Source organism: Burkholderia diffusa (assembly GCF_001718315.1).
GTDB lineage: Bacteria > Pseudomonadota > Gammaproteobacteria > Burkholderiales > Burkholderiaceae > Burkholderia > Burkholderia diffusa_B.
The window spans coordinates 2,763,478-2,786,485 of sequence record NZ_CP013362.1 but is presented as its reverse complement, the minus strand read 5'-3'; the positions used below and the strand labels follow the sequence as shown (position 1 = coordinate 2,786,485).

Annotated in this window: 19 protein-coding genes and 1 pseudogene; 10 read left to right on the top strand and 10 right to left on the bottom strand. The window is 66.3% G+C overall.

All coding sequences use genetic code 11. The features are described from left to right. Positions 1 to 2 precede the first annotated feature (2 nt). From WI26_RS12840 to WI26_RS12830, 3 genes are all read right to left on the bottom strand, one after another. Positions 3 to 1,661: an MFS transporter gene (locus WI26_RS12840; protein WP_059465719.1), complete on the bottom strand. Its 1,659-nt coding sequence runs from the start codon at positions 1,659 to 1,661 to the stop codon at positions 3 to 5. 229 nt (positions 1,662 to 1,890) lie between these two features. Beyond that, positions 1,891 to 3,444, bottom strand: a complete 1,554-nt coding sequence (locus WI26_RS12835) for a sensor histidine kinase (protein ID WP_069226107.1) — start codon at positions 3,442 to 3,444, stop codon at positions 1,891 to 1,893. Between the two features lie 17 nt (positions 3,445 to 3,461). Further along, positions 3,462 to 4,190, bottom strand: coding sequence for a response regulator transcription factor (locus WI26_RS12830; protein ID WP_059465717.1), 729 nt, complete (start codon positions 4,188 to 4,190; stop codon positions 3,462 to 3,464). 190 nt (positions 4,191 to 4,380) lie between these two features. Between WI26_RS12830 and recA the strand changes: the two genes are divergently transcribed. The 9 genes from recA to WI26_RS12785 all read left to right on the top strand — a co-directional run bounded on the left by recA (position 4,381) and on the right by WI26_RS12785 (position 13,601). Next, a complete protein-coding gene (recA, locus tag WI26_RS12825; RefSeq protein WP_059465716.1) occupies positions 4,381 to 5,454 on the top strand; it encodes a recombinase RecA in 1,074 nt (357 codons plus the stop codon). Then, positions 5,454 to 6,323 carry a recombination regulator RecX gene (gene recX, locus WI26_RS12820; RefSeq protein WP_069226106.1) on the top strand — a complete coding sequence of 290 codons (870 nt, stop codon included), beginning with the start codon at positions 5,454 to 5,456 and terminating at the stop codon, positions 6,321 to 6,323. Before recA ends, recX begins: the two co-directional genes overlap by 1 nt. A 146-nt stretch (positions 6,324 to 6,469) precedes the next feature. Continuing rightward, the gene (locus tag WI26_RS12815; RefSeq protein WP_069226105.1) at positions 6,470 to 7,078 is read left to right on the top strand and encodes a DUF2889 domain-containing protein; all 609 of its coding nucleotides are present in this window, start codon (positions 6,470 to 6,472) and stop codon (positions 7,076 to 7,078) included. 68 nt (positions 7,079 to 7,146) lie between these two features. After that, a complete protein-coding gene (gene sucC, locus WI26_RS12810; RefSeq protein ID WP_069226104.1) occupies positions 7,147 to 8,313 on the top strand; it encodes an ADP-forming succinate--CoA ligase subunit beta in 1,167 nt (388 codons plus the stop codon). A 147-nt stretch (positions 8,314 to 8,460) separates the two neighbouring features. Then, entirely contained in the window at positions 8,461 to 9,342 is an 882-nt protein-coding gene (gene sucD, locus WI26_RS12805) for a succinate--CoA ligase subunit alpha (protein WP_010090788.1), read from the top strand. A 155-nt stretch (positions 9,343 to 9,497) separates the two neighbouring features. Then, complete coding sequence (locus tag WI26_RS12800) at positions 9,498 to 10,202, top strand: TerC family protein (RefSeq protein WP_059465712.1); 705 nt, start codon at positions 9,498 to 9,500, stop codon at positions 10,200 to 10,202. 97 nt (positions 10,203 to 10,299) lie between these two features. Then, on the top strand, positions 10,300 to 10,896 hold the full coding sequence (locus tag WI26_RS12795; RefSeq protein WP_069226103.1) for a pilin: 597 nt from the start codon (positions 10,300 to 10,302) through the stop codon (positions 10,894 to 10,896). Positions 10,897 to 11,051: 155 nt separating this feature from the next. Further along, positions 11,052 to 12,830 (top strand): PglL family O-oligosaccharyltransferase, encoded by a 1,779-nt coding sequence (locus tag WI26_RS12790; protein ID WP_069226102.1) that lies wholly within the window; start codon positions 11,052 to 11,054, stop codon positions 12,828 to 12,830. Positions 12,831 to 13,250: 420 nt separating this feature from the next. Further along, entirely contained in the window at positions 13,251 to 13,601 is a 351-nt protein-coding gene (locus tag WI26_RS12785) for a TonB family protein (protein WP_059506799.1), read from the top strand. 52 nt (positions 13,602 to 13,653) lie between these two features. On the opposite strand, the pseudogene WI26_RS32975 reads toward WI26_RS12785, so the two are convergent. From WI26_RS32975 to moaC, 5 genes and pseudogenes are all read right to left on the bottom strand, one after another. Further along, positions 13,654 to 13,848: pseudogene (locus WI26_RS32975) on the bottom strand (hypothetical protein); the annotation flags it as partial. A 54-nt stretch (positions 13,849 to 13,902) separates the two neighbouring features. Continuing rightward, a complete protein-coding gene (locus WI26_RS12780; protein WP_069226101.1) occupies positions 13,903 to 15,054 on the bottom strand; it encodes a WD40/YVTN/BNR-like repeat-containing protein in 1,152 nt (383 codons plus the stop codon). 79 nt (positions 15,055 to 15,133) lie between these two features. After that, entirely contained in the window at positions 15,134 to 16,003 is an 870-nt protein-coding gene (locus WI26_RS12775) for a hypothetical protein (RefSeq protein WP_069226100.1), read from the bottom strand. Continuing rightward, positions 15,996 to 18,683: a type VI secretion system Vgr family protein gene (locus WI26_RS12770; protein ID WP_069226099.1), complete on the bottom strand. Its 2,688-nt coding sequence runs from the start codon at positions 18,681 to 18,683 to the stop codon at positions 15,996 to 15,998. The genes WI26_RS12775 and WI26_RS12770 overlap by 8 nt, the downstream gene beginning before the upstream one ends. A 198-nt stretch (positions 18,684 to 18,881) precedes the next feature. Next, positions 18,882 to 19,370 (bottom strand): cyclic pyranopterin monophosphate synthase MoaC, encoded by a 489-nt coding sequence (gene moaC / locus WI26_RS12765; RefSeq protein ID WP_069226098.1) that lies wholly within the window; start codon positions 19,368 to 19,370, stop codon positions 18,882 to 18,884. A gap of 271 nt (positions 19,371 to 19,641) precedes the next feature. On the opposite strand from moaC, the gene WI26_RS12760 reads away from it, so the two are divergent. Then, entirely contained in the window at positions 19,642 to 21,336 is a 1,695-nt protein-coding gene (locus WI26_RS12760; protein ID WP_069226097.1) for a M48 family metalloprotease, read from the top strand. A gap of 31 nt (positions 21,337 to 21,367) precedes the next feature. Here the strand turns inward: WI26_RS12760 and WI26_RS12755 are convergent, their stop codons facing one another. Together WI26_RS12755 and WI26_RS12750 are read right to left on the bottom strand one after the other, a co-directional pair. Further along, a complete protein-coding gene (locus WI26_RS12755) occupies positions 21,368 to 21,973 on the bottom strand; it encodes a DUF2946 family protein (protein WP_069226096.1) in 606 nt (201 codons plus the stop codon). After that, positions 21,966 to 23,003 carry a hydrolase gene (locus tag WI26_RS12750; protein ID WP_059465705.1) on the bottom strand — a complete coding sequence of 346 codons (1,038 nt, stop codon included), beginning with the start codon at positions 23,001 to 23,003 and terminating at the stop codon, positions 21,966 to 21,968. The genes WI26_RS12755 and WI26_RS12750 overlap by 8 nt, the downstream gene beginning before the upstream one ends. Between the last annotated feature and the right edge of the window lie 5 nt (positions 23,004 to 23,008).

The following is a 23,008-nucleotide window of genomic DNA, read 5'->3' as shown; positions in this document are numbered from 1 at the left end:
GGTCAATCCTGCGCGTAGATGTTCGAGTTCTTCGTGTCCTTGACGAACAGCAGACCGATCACGAACGTGACCAGCGCGATCACGATCGGATACCAGAGCCCCGAATAGATGTCGCCCTTCGCCGCGACGATCGCGAACGCGGTCGCCGGCAGGAAGCCGCCGAACCAGCCGTTGCCGATGTGATACGGCAACGACATCGACGTATAGCGAATGCGCGTCGGGAACATCTCGACCAGCATCGCCGCGATCGGGCCGTAGACCATCGTCACGTAGATCACGAGGATCGTCAGGATCACGATCGTCATCGGCCAGTTGAGTTGCGACGGGTCGGCCTTTGCCGGGTAGCCGGCCGCCTTCAGCGTCGACGCGAGCGTCTTGTCGAACGCCGCGCCCTGTGCCTTCGCGTCGGCCGCCTTGCCATCATATGCGGGGATCACCGTATCGCCGACCTTGATCTGCGCGGTCGCGCCAGCCGGCGCCGCGACGTTCTCGTAGTTCAGGCCGGCCTTCGCGAGCGCGCTCTTCACGATGTCGCACGAGCTCGTGAACTTCGACGTGCCCACCGGGTTGAACTGGAACGAGCAGGTGGCCGGATCGGCGAGGACCGTGATCGGCGCCTTCTGCGTCGCGAGTTCGAGCTGCGGGTTCGCGTAGTGCGTGAGCGCCTTGAACAGCGGGAAGTAGGTGAGTGCCGCGATCAGGCAGCCCGCGAGGATGATCGGCTTGCGGCCGATCTTGTCGGACAGCGAACCGAAGAACAGGAAGAACGGCGTGCCGATCAGGAGCGCGATCGCGATCAGGATGTTCGCGCTGGCACCGTCGACCTTCAGCGTCTGCGTGAGGAAGAAGAGTGCATAGAACTGGCCCGTGTACCACACGACGGCCTGGCCGGCGGTCAGGCCGACGAGCGCGAGGATCACGATCTTCAGGTTCTTCCACTGGCCGAACGCTTCGGTCAGCGGCGCCTTCGACGTCTTGCCTTCCGCCTTGATGCGCAGGAACACCGGCGATTCGTTCAGTTGCAGCCGGATCCATACCGACACCGCGAGCAGCAGGATCGACGCGACGAACGGCACGCGCCAGCCCCAGCTGCCGAACGCTTCCTCGCCGATGAACGTGCGCACGCCGAGGATCACGAGCAGCGACAGGAACAGGCCGAGCGTCGCGGTCGTCTGGATCCACGCGGTATAGAAGCCGCGACGGTTCGCCGGCGCATGCTCGGCGACGTAGGTCGCCGCGCCGCCGTACTCGCCGCCGAGTGCGAGGCCCTGCAGCAGCCGCATCGCGATGAAGATCACGGGCGCCGCGATGCCGATCGACGTGTAGCCGGGCAGGAAGCCGACCACGAAGGTCGAGATGCCCATGATCACGATCGTCACGAGGAACGTGTGCTTGCGGCCGACGAGGTCGCCCAGCCGGCCGAACACGATCGCGCCGAACGGCCGCACGGCGAAGCCGGCCGCGAAGCCGAGCAGCGTGAAGATGAACGCGGCGGTCGGATTGACCCCGGAGAAGAAGCTCTTGCTGATGTAGGCCGCGAGTGATCCGGCCAGGTAAAAGTCGTACCACTCGAACACGGTGCCGAGCGACGACGCGAAGATCACCTTCTTCTCTTCGCCCGTCATCGGCGAGTGCGAAATTTGCTCGCCTAACGTTGCCATGAATCGTCTCCAAGTCCCTTGATATAGATGTGCGGCCGCCTTGGGTGGGCGGGCCTGTCGACGATTATTGGCACGGAAACTTACGGCGCACTGACTCGCGGGCACAAAACGACTGCGCGTTAACCCGTGCCGAATCGGCCGTTTCGCATCCTGATCGTGTCGCAATCGGAAGGTAAAGCGCCGGTTTCGATGCGATCGCGGTGCGGCGCGCGGCACGGATCCGCGCGTATCAGGATTGATCCGGCGCGGTGTCCGACAGCGGCAGGCTGACGCGCACGAGTGTGCCCGCCAGGCGCGGCTCGCTCTGATAGACGTGATCGTCGAGCGTCAGCGTGCCGCCGTGCTGCGCCGCGATCTCGCGCACGATCGCGAGCCCGAGGCCGCTGCCGTCGCCTTCGCGGCCGAGGATCCGGTAGAAGCGTTCGACCACGCGGTCGCGTTCCGTGGCCGGGATGCCGGGCCCGGTGTCCTCGACTTCGAGATGCACGCGCCGCGCCGCGTGCTCGGCCCGCACGCGCACGGTGATGCGGCCGCCTTCGGGCGTGTAGCGGATTGCGTTGTCGACCAGGTTGCCGAGCATCTCGCGCAGCATCACGGGATTGCCGTCGACCTCGAGCGGCGCGTCGTCTTCCGGGCCTTCGTAGCCGAGATCCATGCGCTTCGCGAGCGCGGCTTGCACCCAGTCACGCACCGTGCGGCGTGCAAGCGCGGTGATTTCGACCGGCTCGAACGTCAGCCCGCTCGCGCGGTTCTCGGCGCGCGCGAGCGCGAGCAGTTGCGTGACGAGCCGTGCGGCCTGCTCGGAACTCGTCGCGATCTGTTCGAGCGAACGCTGCACGTCGGGCGGCACGGGATGGCGCAACGCGAACTCGGCCTGCGTGCGCAGCCCCGCGAGCGGCGTCTTCATCTGGTGCGCGGCGTCGGCGATGAAGCGCTTCTGCAGCGCCATGTTCTGTTCGAGGCGCGCGAGCAGGTCGTTGAACGACGTGACGAGCGGCTCGATCTCGGGCGGCGCGCGCTGCGCCTCGACGGGCGACAGGTCGTCGGGCCGCCGTGCGCGGATATGCGCCTGCAGCGCGTTGAGCGGCGCGAGCCCGCGCGACAGCCCGAACCAGACGAGCAGGATCGCGAGCGGCAGGATCACGAATTGCGGCAGTATCACGCCCTTGATGATGTCGTTCGCGAGCGCGTTACGCTTGTCGAGCGTCTCGCCGACCTGCACGAGCACGGGCTGCGTGTTGTTCGACTCCGGCAGCGCGACGGTCGTATACGCGACGCGCACGTCGTTGCCGCGCAGCAGGTCGTCGCGAAATACGACGACGCCCGGCGGCGGGCGGTCCTCGTCGCGCGGCAGCGGCATGTCGGCCTCGCCCGCGACCAGTTCGCCGCGCGTGCCGAGCACCTGGAAATAAACGCTGTCGACGTTGTCCGCGCGCAGGAAGTCGCGCGTCTGCTGCGGCAGCGTCAGCTCGGCGACGCCGTTGACCGGATGAATCTGACGCGCGAGCACGTAAGCGTTGGTCTCGAGCGCGCGGTCGAACGGGCCGTTCGCGATCGTCTTCGCGACGAGATAGGTGACGGCGATGCTCATCGGCCACAGCAGCAGGAGCGGCGCGAGCATCCAGTCGAGGATTTCGCCGAACAGCGAGCGCGGACGCGCGGCCTCGGGCGTGTCGGTTTCATCGGGCGGCGCGAACGGGTTCTCGTAGCGCGCGTCGCGCGCGGCGTCGGCGGCCGACGGTTGATCGCCGGTCGGATGGCGGGAACGGGCCGGCGTGGCCATCGCGGCGACGGCCGGGTTCAGCGCAGCGGCGTGCCGGCGGCCGCTGACTGGGGCGCGGGCGAGTCGGCCGGCGCCGCGGGCGCGACTTTCTCAAGGCAGTAGCCGAGGCCGCGCACGGTGGAAATCCGCACGCCGCTCGGCTCGATCTTCTTGCGCAGCCGGTGCACGTACACTTCGATCGCGTTGTTGCTGACTTCCTCGCCCCATTCGCACAGATGGTCGACGAGCTGCTCCTTCGACACGAGCCGGCCGATGCGCTGCAGCAGCACTTCGAGCAGCCCGAGCTCGCGCGCGGACAAGTCGAGCACGCGCTCGTTCGCATATGCGATTCGGCCGACCTGGTCGAACGCGAGCGAGCCGTGGCGCACGACGGTCGGGCCGCCGCCCGCGCCGCGCCGGGTCAGCGCACGCACGCGCGCCTCGAGCTCGTTGAGCGCGAACGGCTTGGCCATGTAGTCGTCCGCGCCGAGGTCGAGCCCCTTCACGCGCTCGTCGACGCTGTCGGCGGCGGTCAGGATCAGCACGGGGAGATTGGAATTGCGCGCGCGCAGGCGCTTGAGCACGTCGAGCCCGGGCATCCTGGGCAGCCCGAGATCGAGGATCAGCAGGTCGAAGGACTGCATCGACAGCGCGGTATCGGCTTCGACGCCGCTCTTCACGTGGTCGACGGCATAGCCCGATTGGCGGAGTGACCGGGTGAGGCCGTCCGCGAGTATGCTGTCGTCTTCGGCGATGAGAATTCGCATGTTGCTGACCGATGGCCGGCGGGGCGTTCGCGCCGGCGCGGCTGTCTCCGAAGTTATCCGTGTACAACGCAGCCTGCATTGCGGGCTTGCATAAAACACTGTTTTTTTATACAGTGTCTGCATTCGTGGGCAGCGCTTGAAAGCGGGCGCGCCTCTGACAGACGCTGCTCATCATAGCAAAGGACGATTCATGGAAGATAGCAAGAAGGGCTCCGGGATGACCGCCGAGAAGAGCAAGGCGCTGGCGGCCGCACTCGCGCAGATCGAGAAGCAGTTCGGCAAGGGGTCGATCATGCGGATGGGCGACGGCGAAGCGGCCGAGGACATCCAGGTCGTCTCCACGGGCTCGCTGGGTCTCGATATCGCGCTCGGCGTCGGCGGCCTGCCGCGCGGCCGGGTGGTCGAGATTTACGGTCCGGAATCGTCCGGTAAAACCACGCTCACGCTGCAGGTCATCGCCGAACTGCAGAAGCTGGGCGGCACGGCAGCCTTCATCGACGCCGAGCACGCGCTCGACGTTCAATATGCGGCAAAGCTCGGCGTGAACGTGCCGGAGCTGCTGATCTCGCAGCCGGACACCGGCGAACAGGCGCTCGAAATCACCGACGCGCTGGTTCGCTCGGGCTCGATCGACATGATCGTCATCGACTCGGTCGCGGCGCTCGTGCCGAAGGCCGAAATCGAAGGCGAGATGGGCGATTCGCTGCCGGGCCTGCAGGCTCGCCTGATGTCGCAGGCACTGCGCAAGCTGACGGGCACGATCAAGCGCACGAATTGCCTCGTGATCTTCATCAACCAGATCCGGATGAAGATCGGCGTGATGTTCGGCAACCCGGAAACCACGACGGGCGGCAACGCGCTCAAGTTCTACTCGTCGGTGCGTCTGGATATCCGCCGGATCGGTTCGATCAAGAAGAACGACGAGGTGATCGGCAACGAAACCCGCGTGAAGGTCGTCAAGAACAAGGTGTCGCCGCCGTTCCGCGAAGCGATCTTCGACATCCTGTATGGCGAAGGTATTTCGCGCCAGGGCGAGATCATCGATCTCGGCGTTCAGGCGAAGATCGTCGACAAGGCAGGCGCTTGGTACAGCTACAACGGCGAGAAGATCGGCCAGGGCAAGGATAACGCGCGTGAATTCCTGCGCGAGAATCCGGAAATCGCGCGCGAGATCGAAAACCGCATTCGCGAATCGCTCGGCGTTGCCGCCATGCCGGATGGTGCAGGGCTCGACGAAGCCGAGGCGATGGACGAAGAAGAGTGATGGTCGGGCGCCGAGGTCAGGCTGGCGAACCGGAACCGAGCGACGTGCCCGACACGGCGGGTCGCTCCGGCCGGCAAGCCGAATCCTCGGGGGCCCACCGGCGGAGCGCGGGCAGTCATGCCGCGCGCCGCACCGCGACGAGGGCATCCGAGGATGCCCTCGTTTCGTTTGAGATGACCGCGCCGGTCGATCCGTTCGACGACGACGAATCGTTCGACGCGCACGACCGGTCGCGCCGTCGCGTATCCGGTGTCAGCTTTCCGGGCGAGCGTGCGGATGATGCATCTGCGTCGGTCAAGGAAGATGTGTATACACGCAGCAGCCAGCATCCGCGTCGCACGCGTCGTGCGTCCGGCGGTTCCGCCGGCACTGCTTCAGGCGATGAATCCGGCGCCACCGAGCGCAAGTCGTCGAAACCGCAGCGTTCGCTGAAGGGCCGCGCGCTCGGCTATTTGTCCCGGCGCGAGTACAGCCGGGCCGAACTTGCGCGCAAGCTCGCACCGTATGTCGGTGAGGACGAATCCGTCGAGCCGGTGCTCGATGCACTGGAAAAGGAAGGCTGGCTGTCGGACGCACGCTTTGCCGAGAGCCTCGTGCATCGCCGCGCGTCGCGCGTCGGCGTCGCGCGCATCGTCAGCGAACTGAAGCGTCATGCGGTCGGCGACAGTCTCGTCGAGGAAGTGAATGCGCAACTGCGCGAGACCGAGTGGGCACGCGCGCAGGCCGTCTGGCGCAAGAAATTCGGTGCACTGCCGCAAACGCCCGCCGAGCGCGCGAAGCAGGCGCGCTTCCTTGCCGCGCGTGGCTTCTCGAGCTCGACCATCGTGAAGTTGCTGAAGGTCGGCGACGATTTCCCGATCGACGACTGACCGGCTCGGTCGCGCGCGCTGCGCGCGATTTTGCTGCAATGCAACCGTTTCCGGACAGGCGGGAATACCCGCCTTCGCGGCCGGATGCCTCAAATACCCAATATGCTAAAATCCACGGGTTTTCCTCTTCGGCCTCAACCTCCAGCATGCCGCTATCCGAGCCCGTGCCCCGTCAGTTGCGACATCGACGCGCAATCCGAGCGGAAGCCTACGAGCGCGGCGACGGCTTGTGGGACATCGAAGCCTGCCTGACCGACCACAAGCCGCGCGATGTCGCGCTTGCGTCGGGCATCCGGCCCCAGGGCCTGCCGATCCACGAACTCTGGCTGCGCGTGACTATCGATCGTGACCTCAATGTCGTCGACGCCGAAGCGTCTTCGGAGTGGGTTCCCTATCCCGGTCACTGTCAAACCGCCCCTCCCGCCTATCGGGCCCTCATCGGGCTCAATCTCTTCCGCAATTTCCGCCGCAACGCGAACCGGCTGCTCGCCGGTGTCGAAGGCTGCTCCCATCTCACCGAACTGTGCGCCGTGCTGCCGACGGCAGCGATCCAGGCGTTCGCCGGTGATGTGTGGAATGTGCGCGAGGAGGGCGGCGAAGGGCCGGACCACGACGGCGAACACGCCGAACCGCCCTTCCAGCTCGGCCGCTGCCGCGCGTTGCGGTTCGACGGCGAGGTCGTGCGGCAGTACTACCCGCGGTGGTATGGGCCGATTCGGCCGGATCTGCCCGGTGAAGGCAGCACGAAGGAATGAACGGAAATCATTCGAAGAAGCGTCTTAAGCGACATTTCATCCAACTCTCAGACTGAAGGGAATCACGCATGAAGATTCACGAGTACCAGGGTAAGGAAATCCTGCGGAAATTCGGAGTCGCGGTACCGCGCGGCAAGCCGGCGTTCTCGGTTGATGAGGCCGTCAAGGTGGCAGAAGAGCTGGGCGGCCCGGTGTGGGTCGTGAAGGCTCAGATTCACGCGGGTGGCCGTGGCAAGGGCGGCGGCGTGAAGGTGGCGAAGTCGATCGAGCAGGTGCGCGAATACGCGAGCCAGATCCTCGGCATGCAGCTCGTCACGCACCAGACCGGTCCGGAAGGCCAGAAGGTCAACCGTCTGCTGATCGAAGAAGGCGCCGACATCAAGCAGGAACTGTATGTCAGCCTCGTCGTCGATCGCGTGTCGCAAAAGATCGTTCTGATGGGTTCGAGCGAAGGCGGCATGGACATCGAAGAAGTCGCCGAAAAGCACCCGGAACTGATCCACAAGGTCATCGTCGAGCCGTCGACGGGCCTGCTCGACGCACAGGCCGACGACCTCGCAGCGAAGATCGGCGTGCCGGCTGCTTCGATCCCGCAAGCGCGCGCGATCCTGCAAGGCCTGTACAAGGCATTCTGGGAAACCGACGCGTCGCTGGCTGAAATCAACCCGCTGAACGTCTCGGGCGACGGCAAGGTCACCGCACTCGACGCGAAGTTCAACTTCGACTCGAACGCGCTGTTCCGCCACCCGGAAATCGTCGCGTACCGCGACCTGGACGAAGAAGATCCGGCTGAAATCGAAGCGTCGAAGTTCGACCTCGCGTACATCTCGCTCGACGGCAACATCGGCTGTCTCGTGAACGGTGCTGGCCTCGCGATGGCGACGATGGACACGATCAAGCTGTTCGGCGGCGAGCCGGCGAACTTCCTGGACGTCGGCGGTGGCGCTACGACCGAGAAGGTCACGGAAGCGTTCAAGCTGATGCTGAAGAACCCGGGCCTGAAGGCGATCCTCGTGAACATCTTCGGCGGCATCATGCGCTGCGACGTGATCGCGGAAGGCGTGATCGCCGGTTCGAAGGCCGTGAACCTGAACGTGCCGCTCGTCGTGCGCATGAAGGGCACGAACGAGGACCTCGGCAAGAAGATGCTGGCCGATTCGGGCCTGCCGATCATCTCGGCGGACAGCATGGAAGAGGCTGCGCAGAAGGTCGTCGCGGCTGCCGCAGGCAAGTAAAGAAGCGCCCCCGGACCTGGCGCTACGCGCCGGGCTCTGCGGGGGGTCAAGAAAACTTGGGGCGGCCCGGCGTTTTCTTGGCGCGCTAATGAACACGCATGGCGGCGCGCTTCGCACGCGACGCCAATCGAACAGAGGTCAAAATACATGTCGATTCTGATCAACAAGGACACGAAGGTCATCACGCAGGGCATTACCGGCAAAACCGGTCAGTTCCATACGCGCGCCTGCCGTGAATACGCAAACGGCCGCGAAGCATTCGTCGCGGGCGTGAACCCGAAGAAGGCCGGCGAAGACTTCGAAGGCATTCCGATCTACGCGAGCGTCAAGGAAGCGAAGGCAGAAACCGGCGCGACCGTGTCGGTCATCTACGTTCCGCCGGCAGGCGCGGCCGCTGCGATCTGGGAAGCGGTCGAAGCCGACCTGGATCTCGCGATCTGCATCACGGAAGGCATCCCCGTGCGCGACATGATCGAAGTGAAGGACCGCATGCGTCGCGAAGGCCGCAAGACGCTGCTGCTCGGGCCGAACTGCCCGGGCACGATCACGCCGGACGAACTGAAGATCGGCATCATGCCGGGTCACATCCACCGCAAGGGCCGCATCGGCGTCGTGTCGCGTTCGGGCACGCTGACGTATGAAGCCGTTGCTCAGCTGACGGCACTGGGCCTTGGCCAGTCGTCGGCAGTCGGCATCGGCGGCGACCCGATCAATGGTCTGAAGCACATCGACGTGATGAAGATGTTCAACGACGATCCGGATACGGATGCGGTCGTGATGATCGGCGAAATCGGCGGTCCGGACGAAGCCAACGCCGCTCAGTGGATCAAGGACAACATGAAGAAGCCGGTCGTCGGCTTCATCGCTGGCGTCACGGCGCCTCCGGGCAAGCGCATGGGCCACGCCGGCGCGCTGATCTCGGGCGGTGCTGATACGGCCGAAGCGAAGCTGGAAATCATGGAAGCGTGCGGCATCACCGTCACGCGCAACCCGTCGGAAATGGGTCGCCTGCTCAAGAAGGCGCTGTAATTTACGCGTGGGTTCGTCCTGCAAAAAACGCCGGCCTTGCCGGCGTTTTTTGTTATGCTCGCGCAATGAATTTGTAAGCAGCCGGGCATGCGCGATGCCTGTCCCGGTGTTCATCCGGGCACCCCGTCCCGCAACCGCTCCCCACGATACCGCTCATGCTTGAATTCCTGACGTCGCTCCACTGGGGCGCCGTGTTCCAGATCGTCATCATCGACATCCTCCTCGGCGGCGACAACGCGGTCGTGATTGCGCTCGCGTGCCGCAACCTGCCGGCCAACCAGCGGCTGCGCGGCGTCGTATGGGGCACGGCCGGCGCGATCCTGCTGCGGGTCGCGCTGATCGCGTTCGCGGTGGTGCTGCTCGACGTGCCGTTCCTGAAGTTCGGCGGCGGCCTACTGCTGCTGTGGATCGGCATCAAGCTGATGGCGCCGGACGCCGATGCGCACGACAACGTGAAGCCGGCCGACCGGCTGTGGGACGCGGTGAAGACGATCGTGATCGCCGATGCCGTGATGAGCCTCGACAACGTGATCGCGATCGCCGGCGCGGCCGAGCAGGCCGATCCGTCGCATCGGCTGGCGCTGGTGATCTTCGGGCTCGTCGTCAGCGTGCCGATCATCGTGTGGGGCAGTACGCTGGTGTTGAAGCTGCTCGATCGGTTCCCGGTCGTCGTGGCGCTCGGCGCGGGGCTGCTCGGCTGGATCGCCGGGGGGCTGATGGTGCACGACCCGGTCGGCGACCGCTGGCCGGTGCTCGATACGCCGGCGGCGATCTACGGCGCCAGCATCGCTGGCGCGTTGTTCGTCGTCGCTGCGGGTTATGCGTTGCGGCGCCGTCGCGGCGCCTCGCACGCGCACTGACGCTGGCCGTCCGGCCGACTGCCGGGGTCGCGGCCCGCTGGCTACGATCGAAACGCCTGCCTGATTCGGCAGGCGTTTTTCGTTTCCGGAGCCAGTCATGTTCGAAGCCTTTTCCGTTTCCCTGTTCCGGCGCATCGCCGCCGATCTGCGGCGCGCGCGCCGGCCGGTGCCGCGTTGGCGGCCACACGGTTTCACACTGATCGAATTGATGATCGTGCTCGCGATCGTCGGCGTGGTCGCGGCCTACGCGATTCCCGCGTACCAGGATTACCTTGCGCGATCGCGTGTCGGCGAGGGGCTCGCGCTCGCGTCGTCCGCGCGGCTCGCGGTTGCCGACAACGCCGCGAGCGGCGCGAGTCTCGACGGCGGTTACAGCCCGCCGGCCGCGACCCGCAACGTCGAATCCGTCGCGATCGACGGCGACACCGGCCAGATTACGGTGGCCTTCACCACTCGCGTCGCCGCGGCTGGCGCGAATACGCTCGTCCTGGTACCGTCCGCCCCGGACAAGGCCGATACGCCGACCGCGCGCGTGCCGCTGAAAAAGGGCGCGATGCAGGCCGGTGCGATCGCGTGGGAATGCTTTGCCGCCGGCAAGTCCGCGTCGTCACTTCCGGCGCCGGGCGCGGGCCCGTTGCCGGCGGAAGCCGCGACGTTGCCGGCGCAATATGCGCCGGCGGAGTGCCGTGCGTAGTGTCGGGGCGGCGCAGCCGCGTGCGCGGGCGGCGTCGCCCGCCGTGCCGGTGAGCCGGCTGCGCCCGCCCCACCGCCTGGGTGATGGCACGACGGGCCCGCACAGAGGGGGGAAAGTTTTGTATAGTGCGCCGGTTGCTGACATCCGGTTCGCTCATGCCTTCTACTTTTTCCCGTTCGTTGCCGCTCGTTGCGCTGGCTGTCGCCCTGATCGTGCCGTACTCGATCACGAATCATACGTATCCGATCCCGACCTTCTATTCCGAGTTTGCCGCACTCGTGCTGTATCTGCTGGTGGGGCTCTCCGTCGTGCTGCTCGCACGCACGGGTCGCCCGGCCGAGCCGTTCGCCGCGCCGGCCGCGTTCGTCGCGCCGCTCGGGTTCGCGGCGGTGCTGATCGCGCAGGTCGCGCTGATGCCGCTGAAGGTGCCGTCGATGAACTGGCTGGCGGTCGGCTATCTGGCTGCCGCGCTGGTCGCGATGCAGGCCGGCTACACGCTCGCTCGCGAGGGCCTTGCCGAAGCCACCGCGCAAATGATGTCTGGCGCGCTGTTGCTCGGCGGGATGCTCGCGGTCGCGAGCCAGGTTGGGCAGCTGTTCCATCTCGAATCCGCGGTGTCGCCGTTCGTGGTGGTGTACAACATCGCGGTCGATCGCCGTCCGTACGGCAACATGGCGCAGGCGAACCACCTGGCGACCTACATCGCGTTCGCGCTCGCGGGCGCGATGTATCTGGTGCAGACGCGCCGGCTCGCGGTATGGGCATGGCTCGCGCTGTCGATCGCGCTGTCGGTCGGGCTCGCGCTGACGGTGTCGCGCGGCCCGTGGCTGCAAGTCGCGGTGCTGGTCGTCGCGGGCTTCTGGATGGCGTGGCTCGAGTCGCGTCGTGCGCCGGGCAACCGCCGTGCATGGGTGATGCCGGTCGCGCTCGCGGTGACTTTCGTCGCGGTGAACGTCGCGGTGCGCTGGGCCAACGTGCATTTCCATCTGGGGCTCGCCGAGTCGGCGGCCGAACGGATGCGCGACGCGGGGCAGATCGCGCCGCGCCTCGCGCTGTGGAAGTACGGGCTTGCGATGTTCCGCGAGCATCCCGTGCTCGGCGTCGGCTGGGGCGAGTTCCCGTCGCACCAGTTCGCGCTCGTGCGGACGCTCGGCGGTGTCGAGATCGCGAACAACTCGCACGACATCTTCATCGACCTGCTCGCGAAGTCCGGCCTCGTCGGTCTCGGCGTGCTCGTCGCCGCGCTCGTGACGTGGTTCGTGCGCGCGGTGCGCGCGCCGCAGTCGAGCACGCGCGTGTTCGGCCTCGCGCTGATCGGCATCCTGTTGATGCACGCGCTCGTCGAATATCCGCAGCAGTACATGTTCTTCCTGCTGCCGGCGATGTTCGTGATCGGCCTGCTCGACGTGAAGCCGCTGCGCATCCTGCCGGGCCGTGCGGCGTTCGGGCTGTTCGCGGTGCTGTCGGTCGGCGGCGTGCTGGCGGCGGTACCCGTGCTGCGCGACTACCAGCGCGCGGAAGTGCTGTATTACGGCAGTGATCCGGCCGCGCAGTACCGCGATGCGCCTTCGCTGCTGTTCGGTGCGTGGGGCGATTACGGGGCGGCCACGCTGCTGACGATTTCGCCGGACAACCTGCCGCTCAAACTCGTCGCGCATGAGCGTGCGATCGCGCTGCTGCCCGGCGAGACGGTGCTGCGCCGTTATGCGGCGCTGCAGGCGCTGGCCGGTCGCGAAGCCGATGCCCTCGATACGGTCGCGCGCCTGCATGTGTTCGCGAAGGAGTTGAAGGACTGGCCGCAGCAGCTCGCGGCGCTGTACAAGCTGTGCGACCAGCAGCCGGCGCTGAAGGGGTTCAAGGCGGCCGTCGTCGCGAAGTACGGGGAAGTCCCTGCCGACGCCGCCGACGACGACACGGACGACGACTCGGAGTGACGCGGAGCGGCGCCGGGCGGGGAATCCCGGTGCTGGTCGGAACATGGCGAGGCACGCGAGCGGCGGCGGCCCGGGACGGTGGCGCGATTGCTTCCCATGGAGAATGGATGCCCGCCGAACCTAGCGTGATTCGCGTCAACCATTGTTAAATTGACGCCAAGCGCGAGGCGGCGCGTGCACAATGCGCGAAAGCGTTCGCGTCAAGGTCGCCCGGTGCGGGCCGCCGGCGCGAATGCAGCCCTCGGATCTCCGGGGAACCCGCCAAGCAGGATCGCGACCGGGCAGCCATCGTCGCGCGGCCGTAACGGGGCGCCGGTTCGCCGGCCGCGTCGTGAGGCAACGCATGCGATGCTGGCGGACGATGTCCACCGGCGCGGCGCTTGTCCGGAACGGAACAGTACTGAAGAACGATATTCGACCATGACCCTTCGCTCGACCATCCTGATCCTGCCCGCCGTCGCCGTGCTGTCGTCCGGCTGCGCGATGCTGTCGTCGTCGCAGGAAAGCAAGCTGACCTGCCACATTCCACGCGCGGTCTATCCCGAAACCGCGAAGCCGCTCACGCGCTCCGTCACCGTGCTCGTGCGCGCGCTGATGACGACGTCGGGCGAAGCGCAGAACGTGACCGTGACGACGAGCAGCCGCAATGCTGCGGCGGACCGCGCGGCCGTCGACGCGATGACGCACGCGACCTGCGCGCAGACGGGCGCCACCGCGAATCCGTTTCTGCTCACGCAACCGTTCGTGTTCGAGCCGCGACGGGGCGAATGATGCGCGGCCGGCGCGTTGCACCAGCCGCTCGATGTTGATTTCTGTCCGGCGACCCGGTCTCGGGTGCCTTGCATTCCGCGTTGAGCGCTTGCCGCGCTTTCGGCGTTGTCGTGGCGGCCGCAGGGTCACTCCATTCGCGCGCAAGCGCATCATCCACGTTCAGCCATTCGTCGACGAAATCGCGGCCGTTGACCCCGACGGGCTGCACGCGCTACACGGTGTCACCGTCGACGCGGTAGCGCAAGATTCACATTGCCCGGTGTCCGCGGACGTCGCCCCCGGCAAACGCATCAGTCAGCGATCAGAATTGCCGTTTGCGCAGCGTGTAGGCGAACACCGAATAGAGCGTATTCGTTTGTGGATCGAAGTAGCCGCCCTGCGAGGCCTTGTCGGTGGTTTGCCGCCACGTCTTTCCACCGTCGGTGCTGCTGATCGTCAGGTCGATCGGGGCACCACCGCCGTTCGCGGTGTTCGGATCGGTTGCGTGGACGAGCAGGACGCCGTTACGACCCGCGCTCAGTCCGTTGAGTGTCAGCGGGCTGTCGAACGCATGCAACTCCTCGACGTGCTCGGGGTGCTCGCTGGTCCAGGTCGAAATGACGCCCGTACCACGACCTTGGCCGGATTCGCTGCTTGTACGCGACAACGCATACAGTGCGTAATCCCGGGCCGGTGCCGGCGGCGATTCGAGGCTGACGATAACTTGTCCGGGAAGCACGGTTTCCCGGGCGAAGTCCTGCTGATTCCACGCGAGCCGCCATACGACTGTTACCGGTTGCGGATGCTCGGCGTCCTCAACCTGACATGCAACACGCAGTACACCGTCGGGACCGAGGTTGGTACCGTCGAAAGTCCGGCGCGGCTTGCCTTGGATGATGGAACCGGGCGGCTGCTTGATTTCCTGCCACGATTGCCCGCCGTCGGCCGTTCGCCATACGCGTGGCCCCCAGCCGATCGCATAGCCCCGTTGCGCATCAATGAACAGCAAGCGATTGATGTTGCGCTCCGCCGGCCATTCCAGCTGGGACCAATGCAGCCCGCCATCGCTCGACTTCCAGAGTCTGGTTGTCTGCGGGGAGGCCCCGTCGGCGGGACGCGGTGCCGCATAGTCCATCCAGCCCGTGCTGACGTACAGGACCCGCCAGTCGGGCGTGTACCACCATGAAGCGGTCTGTCCCGGTTGCTGGAAGTGGCGCGCGACGCTGCCTCCCAGCGTGCCGCGCAGGAAACTGACGGTCGAACGATTCAGCCGCTGGTTCGAATCATCCATCCAGGGTTCGGCGAATTCCGCGACGTCGGGATTCTTCTGCTCGCTTTCCGGCTTGAATCTGAGTTCCGGTCTCGCAACCTTCAGCGACATGAAGTCGTTGCGTTGCACGCGAAATGCGCCGGCGCCGTATGGCTTGTCGTTGCGCATGAATTCGGTCGATACCGTTTCCCACCCTGAAGTCATTTCCGTGTATCCGTAAATAGCGATCGGCAGAACAAGAACGCATCCCGCGACCCAAAGCCATCGTTTTCCCAGTCGCATGTCATTTCACCAACAGCCTTCCGAGCGCCTTGCCGACCGGATCGTCGACGTCCCACGCTTCGGCCTTGTTCCTCAGAACGGGAATGGCCGAATCGACCGCCTGTCCCCACGTTCTACCGTCGCCCCACTCCTGAATGTTCGGGCGTGTACCGATCCTGACGAGGTCCATGATCGGCAGATCCGCCAGCCCCCCGTCGAGATAAGCCATCGGGTGCGTCTTGAACGCGAATTCCTTGAATTTCTCGGTGTTCATTTCCAGCTCGAACTGTGGCCACTTCATATCGACGCCACCGTTTCCCGGCGTCGTGCTGGCCATCTGGATCGTATCGCCCATCATGTTTTGATTGAGCCCGTCTTCCATGTTGACCTGAAGCAGCTTCCGCGCCTTATTCAACCATGCCTTTCCCTGCGGGCTGAGTCGAGGGTAGAGATTCGCTCCATAGTCGGAGCAGTAGTAGTAGCCGTAGCTGATGTAGTAATCGGGCGGCTTATGCCCGCACCCGATATGGCGCATCATGAAGTTTCCATGCCGCGACCAGTCGGAGTCCGAACTCTCCGGCTCTATCAATCGCTCGCGCCGATGCAGGAGCTTGTGCGCCACATCGGAGTCGGTCCACGGATCCCACGATAGCGCGAAGGCCTTGATGGTCGACCAAATGCTCGACATGCTTACCTTTTCGACCGTCTCCAGATACGCGCCATGAAGCGGCCGATAGTAGAACGGACAGGTGCCGACGATCCATTTGGGTGCCGGCGTGACATGCTTGTCACAGATCTGGATCGCCACTTTCGGCCGATCCTTGTACCCCGTCGGCGTCAGCATCCCGGCGCCGGTACCCAGCACGTTGTCCTTCTGTTGCACGTCAGCCATTCGATTTCCCTAAAAACTTGACGACGACGTCATGCGGCACGTGGCTCTGCGTGAGTCCCGTCTCGCCTCCCGCGTTGGTGACGCCTTCCGAGATCAGCGTGCCGTTCGAGAACATCTGGTATCGCGTATTCGCGACCGGAATGTCGGTGCCGGCCCAGTGCGCGATGAACGCCTGGTCGTAGTTGCCGTTCGAGTTCGGCAGCGTCGGCAGGGTTTGCGACAGGTGCGTGGGGCCGTCGAACACGTGCTGCGCTCCCTTGATGTCGATCTTGCCGGGCGCGTGCACTTCGATGTTGCCGTCCGCGATGCGGATGTAGGCGCCGCCGGACGTCAGCAGGATCTCCTTCGCTGCCGCGCCTTCGATCGACTGCGTAGCCGCCAGCAGTTTCAGCGACTTCTGCGCAGTCAGTTCGATGTTGTCCGCGTGCGCCTGGATTTCCACCTTGCCCTTGCCGGCGAACAGCTTCATGCCCGCGTTCTGCGCGAACAGGCTGATCCGGTCGAGGACGCTCGCGATGAGCGACTTCCCGGCAGCGACGTGCAGGCTTTGTCCGCTGACGAGGTTGACGTGCTTGTCCGCGGCGAACTGCACGGATTGTTGCGTCGCGAGCGCGATGCCGGCCGGGCTGCCGAACAGCATCACCGGCTCCTTGAATGCATTGGCGCTTCCGGTTCCGCCGCCGCCGGTTCGCCCGCCCGACGCGCTGCCGCTCACGCTGTTCTGCGTCGCGTCGCTGAACTGCTTCAGCGCCGAATGACCGGCGTCAAGCGACTCGCCCTGATGCTGCGTGCTGAGTTCCGACATCGCTTCCATCAGGCCCTCCGCCCTGACGAGCTGCTGTTGCGTTTCCTTCACATCGAGCGGCTGGCTCGCCGGTTGTTTCGGATGCGTCGTGACGTACAGGCCGCGGTTCGCGCGGACCGCGCCGAATGCATTGGAGCGCAGGTCGAAGCCGCTGCCGAGATAGCCGCCGCGGTCGTTGCCGGTATGGTCGATCAGGTAGCCGAGGTGCAGGTGCGTGTTGGCCTGGCTGCTGTACAGATGCACGCGGTTCTGCGATGTTGCATCGTCGAGCACCAGCTGGTTGTAGCCCGCGCCCGAATATTCCCTGGATCGGTATCCGGACAGGATCCCGTTACTGTGCCATTGCGGACGGGTCGCGCCGTTGTACACCTTTCCGACGACGATCGGACGATCGCAGTCGCCACCGAGGAAATCGACCAGCACTTCCTCGCCGCTGCGATGCGGATGAACGGCGCCGTAGCCATTGCCTGAATCCGACGCGGCGGCGCGCAGCCAGCACGAAGCCTTCTCGTCGCCGTCATTGAGACGATCCCAGTGGAATCGGACCTTGATGCGGTTGAGTTCGTCGGTGTGGACTTCCTCGCCTTGCGGCGCGACGACGATCGCCGATTGCAGATGCATCGGCGGCTTCGGATGCTCGAACGGGCTGCGGAAGGGCACGGTCGTGCGCTGCGCTTCGATGCTGACCTGGAAAATGCCTTCGCTGCCGTCCGGATGCCGGACGTGCGGCAGGTCCGTGCCGCCAGCCCGCACCAGTTCGTCGATTTCGGCCTCCAGGCTGTGCGGGAACCTGGCCTGGCGATCGGCGACGGGCAGGTTGTTGACAATGCGCCAGACCGTCTTGATCACGGCGAAGCGGCGCTGGCCGACATCGTCCTTGTCGTGTTCCGGGTGATTGGCGAGTTCGAACGTGCGACCCGCGTCCATGCGCCGGACGCCGCCCACGCCGTGAAAACGCTTCGCAAGCGACTCTTGTTGCTCCATCCAGATCTTCGACAGATGATCGCCGCGAGACTGTTCGGCGTATGTGTAGGCGCCGGTGTATTCGTAGACTTCGAGCTGCTGCGGCAGGTCGCCCTGGTTCGCGATCGTCGGCGTGTGGGTTGCCTTCGGATTCGACGCAGTGGGCGGCTGCTTGTAGTCGAACGTGCGCGTCGTGCGCTCGACACTGCGCAGCGTGCGCGTGCCGGAGAACTGGACGAGCGTGTCGGCCTCGTCGCGCGCGCCGGCGTGATGAAAGCGCACGCTCTGCGGCGACAGCGCGGGCAGCGCGTCGATCGTGTCGACGACGACGAGCTTGTGCGACTTGCCGTCTTGCGCCTGCTCCCAGAAGCCGTACAGGCCTTCCGATTCCAGCAGGCGATGCACGAAGTTCCAGTCGTCCTCGTATTGCATGCAGAACGATCGGGACGGCAGCGGCCGGTAGAGCCTGAACTCGAAGCAGCCCCTGGCTTGCGGATGCTGGTTCAGCACGTCGGCGATGATCTCGTCGGCCGGCTTGTCCTGCCAGATACGCTGGTCGCGGCGGAACTTCAGGAAATGCAGGAATGACGCGAAGACGATCTGGTAGTGCGTGAGGCCGCTGTCCGACCCGAGCCGGCGTGCCGCGTGCACATATCCGTGGTGCGGTGCGTACGACCGGTCGGTCTGCTGGATCCGCAGCGTGACGGGTTGGGCGATCAGTTTCTTGAGCGCGATGTCGTCGGATACCGACACGGCATCGACGGTGAACTCGAAATGACGCCCGAGCCGCGATCGTCCCTTGACGCGATGGGGCAGCAGGACGTCAGGGCCGAGCGGCGTCTCCAGCTTGACGAGTCGTTCGTCCTGGATTGGCCCTGCCTGCAGTGCGTTTCTCAATGCTTGCGAATTCATCACCCGTGCTCGATTTTTTTGTGCTGGGTCGCACGCTCTCCCGTGCGGAATCCGGTAATTGTATGAGAAAAACGACAGTTATCTCGAATTTGCCTTTCAACGATATTTCAAGGATGGTCAGAGCGTCGGCGTGGCGGGGCACGCACGCCGACCGGTCGGGCATGGTCATGCAAGTCGGATCGACCGGCCCTGCGCCGCTCAATCCGCCGCGTCCCCCGCCTTCCAGTCCCCCGACTTCCCTCCGCGCTTCTCCCTGACGCTCACCTCGGTGATCACCATCCCCCGATCGACCGCCTTGCACATGTCGTACACGGTCAACAGCCCGACCTGCACGGCAGTCAGCGCTTCCATCTCGACGCCGGTACGCCCGAACGTCTCGACCTGCGCGATGCAGCGCACGCCCGGCAGTGCGTCGTCGAGCTCGAAGTCGACGGCCACGCGCGTCAGCGCGAGCGGGTGACACAGCGGAATGAGCTCGGCGGTGCGCTTCGCACCCTGGATCGCGGCGATGCGCGCGACGCCGAGCACGTCGCCTTTCTTCGCCTTGCCGTCGCGGATCAGCTCGAACGTCGCCGGCAGCATCCGGATCGTGCCGCGCGCGATCGCGATGCGTTGCGTTTCCTCTTTGCCGCCGACGTCGACCATGTGTGCGTGGCCCGCGGCGTCGAAATGGGTGAGTCCTGACATGTCTTGCTCCAGTGGAGCGGAGTGCGCGCGAGCGCGTCCCTCGCTCCTGCTTCGCGATCGGCCGGGGCACCGAATCCCGTCTCTGCACCCGATCCGATCCAACGTTTCAACGGGCGCCTATCATAGCAGTGGCCTTCGCGGCACCGAGCGCGCAGATGGCGCATATGCCGCGCGGGACAGTCGCGATGTCGCCGGTACAATGACCCGAATATTCAGACCAAACGCCGCGATGCGCGCCCGGCGCGCGGGACGGCGTCGCTTTCATCCTGCCATGCGTGTCAAACAGTTGCTTGCCGTGTCGCTGTCGGCGGCGCTCGTGTTGCCGCCGAGCGGCCATGCACAGCGCACGTCCGCGCTGCCGCTCGAGCCGGCGGCAGGCGCGTCGCCATCGATTTCCACGGTGCCGTCCGGCATCGCGACCGGCGTATTCGGCACTTACGGCGGTGCGGAGAGCCGGTTTTCCGGCGCCGACGGCGCATCCGCACCCGTCGCGAGCCTGCGCGCACCGCTGCGCGCGCTGGAACTGCCCGACCTCGGCGACGGCTCCGGCGGTTCGCTCACGCCGCAGGCCGAGCGCCGTCTCGGCGAGCGCGTGATGCGCGAGGTGCGGCGCGACCCGGACTATCTCGACGACTGGCTCGCGCGCGATTATCTGAACACGATCGCGAAGCGGCTCGCGGCCGCGGCGGCGGCGCGCTACATCGGCGGCTACATGCCGGACTTCGAACTGTTCCCGGTGCGCGATCCGCAGATCAACGCGTTCTCGATGCCGGGCGGCTTCATCGGGATCAACAGCGGACTGGTCGTCACGACGCAGACGGAATCCGAACTCGCATCGGTGGTCGGCCACGAGATGGGCCACGTGCTGCAACGGCACATCGCGCGGATGATCGGCGCGAACGAGAAGACCGGCTACACGGCGCTCGCGACGATGCTGCTCGGCGTGCTGGCGGGCGTGCTCGCACGAAGCGGCGATCTCGGCAGCGCGATCGCGATGGGCGGCCAGGCGTACGCGGTGGACAACCAGCTGCGCTTCTCGCGCTCGGCGGAGCGCGAGGCCGATCGCGTCGGGTTCCAGCTGCTCGCCGGCGCCGGCTACGACCCGTACGGGATGCCGGGCTTCTTCGAACGGCTCGAGCGCGCATCGATGGGCGACGCAGGCGTGCCTGCCTATGCGCGTACGCACCCGCTGACGGGCGAACGGATCGCCGACATGGAGGATCGCGCGCGCCGCGCGCCATACCGGCAGCCGCGCCAGTCGGCTGAATACGGCTTCGTGCGCGCACGGCTGCGCATCCTGCAGAACCGCGCGCCGAACGACATCGCGGCCGAAGCGCGCCGGATGCAGCTCGAGCTCGACGATCGCACGGCGCCGAACGTCGCGGCGAACGCGTACGGGATCGCACTCGCGAACACGCTGCTCGGCCAGTACGACGCGGCCGACAAGGCGCTCGCATCGGCCCGCGCCGCGTTCGACGCGCGCGAACGGCGCGCGGACGATCCCGAAACGAGTTCGCCGAGCCTCGACGTGCTCGCCGCCGACATCGCGCGCCGCGCGGGCCGGACCGACGATGCGGTGCGGCTCGCGGCGCTCGCGCAGCGGCGCTGGCCGGCGTCGCACGCGGCGATCGTCGCGCACCTGCAGGCGCTGATCGCCGCGCGCCGCTTCGCCGAAGCACAGACGCTCGCGCGCAAGGAGGCGCAAGCGGATCCCGAGCAGCCGGACTGGTGGGACTATCTCGCGAAAGCGAGCGACGGCCGGGGCGACGTGCTCGCGCGGCGTCGCGCGCTCGCGGAGAAGCTGGCGCTCGACGGCGCGTGGCCGTCGGCGATTCGCCAGCTGAAGGAGGCGCGCGACGCGAAGGATGTGTCGTTCTACGACCAGTCGATCATCGGCGCGCGGCTGCTGGAATTCGAGGCGCGCTACAAGGAAGAGCGCGAGGACGAGAAGAACGGCCGCGGATAACGACCGTCAGGCGAGCAGGGGGGATTGCGCGTCAGCCTTCGATGAGACCATCGTGGCCGTCCGATGCGTCGCGCCGCGCCCGCTGCGCGGGACTCGCGACGAAGCCGAACGTCGCCGGCACGTCGGCGCAGGCGAGATTGCCGAGCGACAGCGTGCGCCCGTCGCGCCAGCGCAGCACCGGCGGTGTCGTGTCGAAGTCCGCGTGATCGGCGAACAGGCCGAGGTCGTGGTCGTGCAGCGCCGCGATGCGCGGCGGCGAGCCGGCCGCGCGAAACAGCACGCCGCCCGCATCGTCGAGCCATGCGGCGTCGGGCTCGAACGGTGCGCCGGTCTGGTCGGTCAACGCAAGTTGTCCGTTGCGTTCGGCCAGACGCACGACCCACGGCGTATAGGCAAGCTCGACATACACACGCTGCGGCCCGTTCTGGAAGAACCACTGGCCGTGCGCGTCGCAGTCGTAGTTGCGACCGATGAACGCGTTCAATGCCGCATGCCGGACCGGCGAGCCGAGCTCGCCCGCGGCCTGTGCGGCGTCGTCGCGCAGCCGCCACTGGCCGCGCCGGTCGAGCAGCAGCCAGCCGGTGCAGTGCGGCACGTTCGGCCACTTGGCGAGGGCCTGCCTGACGATGTCATCCATGGTCGACGAATTTCGAGCAATAGCCGAACACGCGCGCCGAAAGCCAGTCGAGGCGCCCGGGGAACGGCCCGGTCATGAACCCCGCATGGCCGCCGTGCGCGGGCTGGTCGAGCTCGACAGCCGGCGACACGTCGGCGGCGCTCGGCAGCGCGGATTCGGGCAGGAACGGATCGTTGCGGGCGTTGAGGATCAGCGTCGGCACGTCGATCGCGGGCAGCAGCGGGCGCGTCGTGGCCTGGGTCCAGTAGTCGTCTGCGTTTGCGAAGCCGTGCAGCGGCGCGGTCACGACTTCGTCGAAGTCGCGCATCGTCACGGCGCGCAGCATCGCGTCGCGGTCGAATAGCCCCGGATACTGATCGAGCTTCGCGAGCGCCTTGCGCTTCAGCGTCTTCAGGAAGCTGCGCGTATAGACCATCGCGAAGCCTTGCGACAGCGCGCGGCCGCCCGCGTGCACGTCGATCGGCGTCGAAATCGCGGCGGCCGCATGCACGATCGACGTGTCGCTGCGATGCTCGCCGAGCCAGCGCAGCAGCACGTTGCCGCCGAGCGACACGCCGGCCGCGACGACCGGCCCGCGATGCTGCGCGGCAAGCCGGCGCAGGATCCAGTCGACTTCGGCGCTGTCGGCGAGATGGTAGAAGCGCGGCTGCCGGTTGAGCTCGCCGCTGCAGCTGCGAAAGTGCGGGACGACCGCGTGCCAGCCCTTCGCGCGCGCAGCGGCCATCATCGCCAGCGCGTAGTGCGAGCCGGAACTGCCTTCGAGGCCGTGGAACAGCACGAACAGCGGCGCGTCGGGCGGCGGCGCGGCACTGTCGAGATGCGCGACCCAGTCGAGATCGATGAAGTCGTGGTCGGGGGTTTCCCATCGCTCTCGTCGGTACGCGACGGCCGGACGCCGTGCGAACAGCGCGGGCACGATGGTTTGGGCATGGCTGTTCGGCAGCCAGCGCGGTGCGCGATAGCGCAATGAATCGTCGTCGGGGGCCGGGGCCCCGGTCAGCGGCGAGGTGGGCGGAGAAGCCGTACTCATGATCG